The 7,066-nt window shown below is 36.4% G+C and carries 8 protein-coding genes; 7 read left to right on the forward strand and 1 reads right to left on the reverse strand.

Translation table 11 applies throughout. The annotated features are described in order from the left end of the window. The 4 genes from ABDZ53_RS07565 to ABDZ53_RS07580 all read left to right on the forward strand — a co-directional run. Positions 1–721, forward strand: a 721-nt coding sequence (locus tag ABDZ53_RS07565; RefSeq protein ID WP_486187747.1) for a type 2 periplasmic-binding domain-containing protein, incomplete at its 5' end; no start/stop codon positions are given. Between the two features lie 149 nt (positions 722–870). Continuing rightward, positions 871–1,800 carry a carbohydrate ABC transporter permease gene (locus ABDZ53_RS07570; RefSeq protein ID WP_343755182.1) on the forward strand — a complete coding sequence of 310 codons (930 nt, stop codon included), beginning with the start codon at positions 871–873 and terminating at the stop codon, positions 1,798–1,800. 11 nt (positions 1,801–1,811) lie between these two features. Then, positions 1,812–2,666, forward strand: coding sequence for a carbohydrate ABC transporter permease (locus ABDZ53_RS07575; RefSeq protein WP_425541687.1), 855 nt, complete (start codon positions 1,812–1,814; stop codon positions 2,664–2,666). A 148-nt stretch (positions 2,667–2,814) separates the two neighbouring features. Next, positions 2,815–3,270 carry a YrhK family protein gene (locus ABDZ53_RS07580; protein ID WP_343755172.1) on the forward strand — a complete coding sequence of 152 codons (456 nt, stop codon included), beginning with the start codon at positions 2,815–2,817 and terminating at the stop codon, positions 3,268–3,270. 31 nt (positions 3,271–3,301) lie between these two features. Here ABDZ53_RS07580 and spxA read toward each other — a convergent pair whose 3' ends face one another. Next, positions 3,302–3,712 (reverse strand): transcriptional regulator SpxA, encoded by a 411-nt coding sequence (gene spxA / locus ABDZ53_RS07585; protein WP_343755174.1) that lies wholly within the window; start codon positions 3,710–3,712, stop codon positions 3,302–3,304. 293 nt (positions 3,713–4,005) lie between these two features. On the opposite strand from spxA, the gene ABDZ53_RS07590 reads away from it, so the two are divergent. The 3 genes from ABDZ53_RS07590 (at position 4,006) to ABDZ53_RS07600 (ending at position 6,993) form a co-directional block, all read left to right on the forward strand. Continuing rightward, positions 4,006–4,917 carry an aldo/keto reductase gene (locus ABDZ53_RS07590; protein WP_343755176.1) on the forward strand — a complete coding sequence of 304 codons (912 nt, stop codon included), beginning with the start codon at positions 4,006–4,008 and terminating at the stop codon, positions 4,915–4,917. A 115-nt stretch (positions 4,918–5,032) separates the two neighbouring features. After that, positions 5,033–5,335, forward strand: a complete 303-nt coding sequence (locus ABDZ53_RS07595) for a phasin family protein (RefSeq protein WP_343755178.1) — start codon at positions 5,033–5,035, stop codon at positions 5,333–5,335. A gap of 65 nt (positions 5,336–5,400) precedes the next feature. After that, complete coding sequence (locus ABDZ53_RS07600; protein ID WP_343755180.1) at positions 5,401–6,993, forward strand: ABC1 kinase family protein; 1,593 nt, start codon at positions 5,401–5,403, stop codon at positions 6,991–6,993. Positions 6,994–7,066: the final 73 nt, after the last annotated feature.

Below are 7,066 nucleotides of genomic sequence, written 5' to 3' on the forward strand. Positions count from 1 at the left end.
CGATAACACAAATGGAGAAGTCTTTATGATTTCTGGTCGAGGAGACTTGGCTCATCCTTACCGTAATACACGAGACCAAGGATGGGTAGTGGATGGTCAACTAGTTATTGATGATCAACTTTATGAGTTACTTGAAACTGCCAAGATTATGGTGGAAGAAGGCTTGATGATGGATGCTGATCCACAAGGAGAAGAATACTTTGCCGGTATGAATGGTGATGAAATTTTAGGTTACAGTCTTCCAACTTGGGGAATGCATTTCTGGTTAGTACCTAACGGGGAAGAAACTGCTGGAAACTGGAGAATGGTTACGGGTCCTGCTTCTTACTTTAGAGGAGGAACATGGGTTGGTATACCGCAAACCTCAGACATGCAAGAAGAAGCCGCTCATTTAATTGAGTACCTTACAACGAGTGAAGAGTTCATGACAGATTGGGCTTTAGATAAAGGTGACGTTGTCTCTCATATGGGAGTTGTTGAAGAGGTACGTGGCGATTACGAAATGGAATTCCTAGGTGGACAAAACCATTACGATGCCTTTGCCGAAGCGATACCAAATATCGATGCAAGTATTATCACAGAATACGATCAAAGTATTGCTGGTGCATTTGATGATTTAGCATTGACACCTTACTCTAAAGGTGAGATGAGTATGGAAGAAGCTATTGATGCGTTCAAGATGGAAGTTCAAAGCTTATATCCAGACATTCAAGTGGATTAATAATAGATAGTTTTCTATGTAATATACTGAATAAAGACTCGAAAGTGCAGTTCGAATTCTTCAGCTGCACTTCGAATCTTTTAAGAAAGGAGTCGCTTATGGCATCTAATGTAGAAGACACTACTCGAACAGGAACAGCAGAAGAACGTATGCGCCCTAAGAGACTTGCCAAAAGAAAGAACCATCACAAATGGGCTTATGTATTTATTGCCCCATTTTTCCTTTTTTTCCTATTGTTTAATGCGTATCCCATGTTTTATACCATTTACCTATCGTTTACTGATTTGGCAGGTTGGGCAACAGAAGCAAATTTTGTCGGCATAAATAATTTTGTTAACTTGTACAATAATCAACTTTTTAGGCGAGCCATATCTAATACATTTATTTTATGGACAGTGAACTTTCTACCTCAAATCGTATTAGCTTTTCTGCTTTCCTACTGGTTTACAAGTCGACGATTGAATTTAAAAGCGGTTGGTTTTTTTAGAGCGATGTTTTATCTACCCAATATCATCACAGCTGCCTCAGTTGCAGTTATATTCAGTTCACTCTTCAGTTATCCAAGAGGACCAGTTAATCAATTCTTAATGGGAACTGGAGTGGTAGACACGGCTTTTGAGTTTTTTCGTAGCGTTACAGCTACACGTTTAATTGTATCGTTTATTCAATTCTGGATGTGGTATGGACAAACAACTATTGTTCTCCAGGCAGGTATTATAGGGATTGATGAAGACTTATTTGATGCTGCCAGAGTCGATGGAGCGACAGATTGGCAAAGCTTTACTAAAATTACCATGCCGTTAATGAAACCCATTACGATTTATGTGTTAATTACATCCTTAATCGGTGGTCTGCAAATGTTTGATATCCCTTATCTATTAACTGGAGGCGGACCAAATCAATCGGTAGAAACGATTATAACGTTTATATATAAACAAGCATTCACAGGTGGTAGGAACTTAAATGTTTCCGCTGCTGCGTCCGTTGTTTTATTAGTCATGACAATGGTTCTCAGTTTGCTTGTATTCCGGAGTTTAAAAGAAAGATCTTCGAAAAATATCAAACGAAAGAAAGGATAGTGAGATAAGACATGATGGAACAATCAGCTAATGAAAGAAAGATTTTGAAATCTCAAAGAGTATTGTTATATGTGTTCTTTATCATCTTAACCTTTCTTTCAATTATTCCTTTTTGGATAGTTATAGTGAACGCGACACGTTCTACACCTCAAATCCAACAAGGTTTATCACTCATACCACGAGGAGAAGCTGTCAATAACTGGGAATATTTAATCGGCAGAGGCTTTAATGTATTTGAAGGGTATCGTAACTCCTTCATTGTTGCCTTTGGATCGACAGCTTTAAACCTCTACTTTTCATCTTTAACGGCTTATGCTTTAACTGTCTATGACTTTAAAGGAAAAGCTTTCTTTTGGGGTCTTGTCTTAGCTTTAATTATGATCCCACAACAAGTAAGTATTATTGGATTTTATAGGTTTATGGCAAATATTAATTTGTTAAATAGTTATATTCCTTTAATTCTTCCAGCTGTTTCCAGTGCGCCAACTGTATTCTTTATGAAGCAGTATTTAGAAACAGTGTATCATCCGGCATTAGCGGACTCAGCCAGGATTGACGGAGCATCTGAAGTTAAAATTTTTCATTCCATAATGTTACCTTTAATGAAACCTGCTTTAGCAACCATGGCGATATTCAGTTTCATTGGTTCTTGGAATAACTTCCTGCTTCCATTAATCTTAATTAATGAACGCTCTATGTACACACTCCCTATGTTAGTGCAGCTACTGACTACAGATGGATACAGACAGCAATATGGAGCAATGTATATGGGAATTACTCTCACTATTATTCCATTACTCTTACTGTATGCTTTCTTATCCCGTTATATTATTGGTGGGGTAACAGCGGGAAGTGTCAAACAATAAAATACACGGTTTAAGACTGGTTATATAATGTAATCAGTCTCTTTTTTTTCAATATAGGTTATCATAATCAAAATAGAAGATTACTCTGGGATTTTCTGCTAGAGTGTGTATAGAAATAACAGCTTTTGTCTAGAGGAGATGATAGCTAGTGCCAAAAATTGAAACAAAAAAGCACGATGTAGATCCTGGAGAAGAAGAAGATATCATTGTAAAAGCAGGAAGGTTTCGTGTTTACTTTCAAAATTACTATACATTAATTTCTTTAATTAACGACCTGTTCACTGGTGCACTTTACTTGTCGGCGAGTATATTGCAATTGTTCACAAGTTATACCCGGATCGGGGGCTACTTATATTTATTTGGAGCAGTGTTTCTTTTAATGAGACCACTATTAAAAATCGCTCATAATGTTTTCTTATATAAAGAAGATGAGTATCAAAGAAAAGTGTTGGGGAAAGATACAGCTGAAGACGTTAAAAGAGGGGATGGAGATACTGACAAACCGACTCAGGAAGTAGAGATAAAATCTGAATCCGAAGATGAGAAAGACTCGAATAATGACATTTCTAAAGATTATAACGAAGATTACTATGGAAATGAATAAAAAAACGAGTAGAATAATCTACTCGTTTTTATTATGCTGTTTCTTCATTTGCTAATTTAAGGTGAATTTTTGCTAGTTCAATCTCTCTCACTTTTCTCGGTAAGAAGCATCTGATTTCTTCTTCGTTATAGCCGATTTGTAAACGACGTTCATCCATTATAATTGGACGTCTAATGAGACTGGGCTGTTCTTCAAATAAAGTGAGTAAATCCGACAATGACAATTCTTCTATATCAACATCTAAGGCTTGATAAGCTTGAGAACGGTAAGATATGAGTTCACTTGTTCCTTCTTCCGTCAAACTGAGTATATTCTTAATTTCCTCTTTGGTCAGTGGCTCGTGGAAGATGTTTTTTTCTTCAAAAGTCAAATTATTTTCTTCCAACCACGCTTTAGCCTTACGACAAGATGTACAACTTGGTGATACGTATAATGTAATCATAAGTTATTACTCCTTTCAAATGTGTCGCTCTTACATTTTATGTAATGGGCATTTAGGAAAGATAAAATGTGAACGATTTGTTACAATACCTATTCTAAAGCGTGTCTATATAAAAAGCAATACAATTTGACAAAAAATTGTCACATTTACTCATTCTTAAAATTTGTCACAATTTTGACACACTAATGTCACATCGAATTTTAATAAACCACCCAATTGATTATGAGAATTCTCGCATCTTTAGCTTATAAGGAGTATAATAAAGCTAAAATAAAGCAACGGAGGCTGTGAAAATGAAAAGAATTACATTAGGTCAATCCGATTTAAATGTGTCTGAAATTGCATTAGGTTGTATGCGTATGAATGGTTTGGAAATAAGCCAGGCTGCGAAGGTGATCGAAACAGCAAACGAATCTGGGATAAACTTTTATGATCATGCGGATATATATGGGCAAGGAGAGTCTGAGAGAAAATTTGCAGCAGCTTTAAAAGAAACAAGTATAAAGAGAGAGGATATTCTCTTACAGTCGAAAGTGGGTATTCGTTATACTTACTATGATTTTTCTAAAGAACATATACTTTCTTCTGTAGATGGGATATTAAAAAGATTAGACACAGACTATTTAGATGTGTTGTTATTACACAGACCAGATACCTTGGTAGAGCCAGAAGAAGTAGCGGAAGCCTTTGATGCTCTCCACTCTTCAGGAAAAGTAAAGTACTTTGGGGTCAGTAACCATAGTCCTTACCAAGTTGAGTTGTTGAAAAAATATGTCAAACAAGATTTGGTCACGAATCAGTTACAACTCAGTGTGATGCATACTGGCATGTTCGACGCTTCATTCCACTTGAATAGAAAAGGACACCATGCCATAGACCACGATAGAGGGATTTTAGAATATAGTCGTTTACATGATATGACTATACAGCCCTGGTCTCCAGTCCACGGTGAAAAAGGTGTCTTTTTAAACAATGAAGAGTATCCGGAAATAAATGAAAAACTAAAAGAACTCGGTGAAAAGTATGAAGTAAACCACGAAGCCTTATCCATTGCTTGGATTTTAAGACACCCTGCCAAAATGCAAGTTATACTAGGAACGATGAATCCTGAAAGAATAAAAAACTATAGTCAAGCCTCTGGCATAGAGCTTAGCAGAGAAGATTGGTATGCCATTTATCGTGCAGCAGGCAATCCATTACCTTAAATTCTATAATGATAGGTAAGACAAGTAGAGCTCATTGCCAAAAGGAAATCTCTGACAATAGTCCAGATGAGTGTTATAATAATTTTGTACCATAATAACGGAAGGAGTCATTCACATGATGGAAGAGATAAAAAAAGCATTGTTAATAGGTGTAGGATCGACTGCAATTGCCGTCGAAAAAGCCGTAGAACAAGTTGATAAACTAGTCAGTCGTGGAAAATTAACTGTATCCGAAGGTAAAAAACTCACTGAAGAATTAATTCAAAGAAACAGCAGAGAGGTTTCAGAAGAAGAAAGAGAAACTTTAGAAGCTTTGCTACTTGAAATGAACGTGGCACAAAGACAAGATATTGACGAATTGGAAGCCAAAGTACGAGAGCTGGAAAGAAAAATAGCTGACCAATCAACTGAAGGATAACAAACAGGTGTTGATTAGAACTTGGTCAACACCGTTTTTATTAATACTGAGAGGGGGCAACTGGTGTGAAAAGTAATCGGGAAAGATTAACAGAAATTGCGAGTGTCTTAGCTTCGTATGGATTTGGACATATCTACCGTACGCGTGTCAGAAAAAAGAACAAAGAACAGGATGCTGCCAATTTAAGATTGGCTTTTGAAGAGCTAGGACCCAGCTTTATTAAAATTGGCCAAATTATTTCAACACGTCAGGACTTACTGCCTCCTGATTATATAGCAGAACTATCTAAATTGAGAGATGATGCGCCACCATTTGACTATTCAGAAATTGAACGGATTTTTAAAGAGGATTTTAATCAGAATATTGAAGAGGTGTTTGATTCAATAGAGAAAGTACCTTTAGCCAGTGCCTCTGTTGCTCAAGTTCATCGAGCTAAACTTTATTCCGGTGAAGAAGTCGTAGTTAAAGTTCAGCGTCCGGATATAGAAGCCACTCTGCTTAGAGATATTCGCTTGTTTTCAAGAATTGTATCGATGGCTCCAGAGACTGTTAGAGAAATGCTAGTAGATGTCGATGCAGCATTTAAAGAGATTGCAGATACGACTGAAAGAGAGTTGGATTTCAGAAATGAAGGGCAGGCCTTAGTTAAATTTAGAAAGCTAAATGAGGATGTAGAGGCTGTATCCGCTCCGAAACCATATTTGCCATATACTTCCAAACGGGTCATTGTTATGGAATTTGTCGATGGAGTAAGAAGTTTGAACCTGCATCAAATTAGAGAAGCTGGGTATGTCAAAGAGGATTTAGCCAAGAAGCTTGTTTACTCATTTTTAAAACAAATATTCAAGGATGGTTTTTTCCATGGAGATCCTCATCCCGGAAATATGATTATCAGAGATAAAAAGATTGTTCTCGTTGATTTTGGAATAGTAGGGGAATTGTCTCAACCTGTGCGTGATGATTTAATTAAGTTAATGCGAGCCATTGTGTTTGAAGATTTAGATCAATTAATGAATATCTTATTACAGATGGCTATCACAAAAGAGAAAATAGATAGATTTGCATTTAGTGAAGATTTGCATGAGTTTTATCAAACCTATATTTCCAGAAGTTTCGGCCAGTTGAATTTGAGTACGTTCTTTTCGGATGTACTGGAAATAACGCATAGTTATAAAATGGTTATGCCGAATGATTTTATCATTTTAGGTAAATCCTTAACGATAGTAGAAGGGGTTGTCACAGATCTTTATCCGGATATTAATGTGATGGAAATAGCGACAACCTACTTTAAAGCAAGCGAAGATATTAATTTACTGGACGATTTCTCTAGAGATAAAATTAAATTAGGGGCTTACCAGTTTGCAACGGATTCGTTCAAACTGCCAACGACGGTCAAAAGAACATTGGATATGATTAACAATGGAAGATTAATGGTGCATTTGGATTTAGTCCATTTTGAAGATAAATGGCGCGAAGTGAATAAGATGGTCAACAGACTTGTATTCGCCTTAATCATAGCTGCTCTTATCTTAGCATCTTCTATCATTCTCGTATTATCAGATGGAAGCATATCCCTTTTTGCTATTGTTATATTCATTGGAGCTATTATCATGGGCTTATGGCTATTAATCTCAATTATACGTTCTGGTACACTCTGAGGTAGTGTAAAAAGTTTTATGAAAAAACAAGAAAAAAAGAGAAATACTTCCTCTGATTAACATAAGTGGGAGT

The sequence above is a fragment of the Alkalibacterium iburiense genome (assembly GCF_039521845.1).
GTDB classification, from domain to species: domain Bacteria; phylum Bacillota; class Bacilli; order Lactobacillales; family Carnobacteriaceae_A; genus Alkalibacterium; species Alkalibacterium iburiense.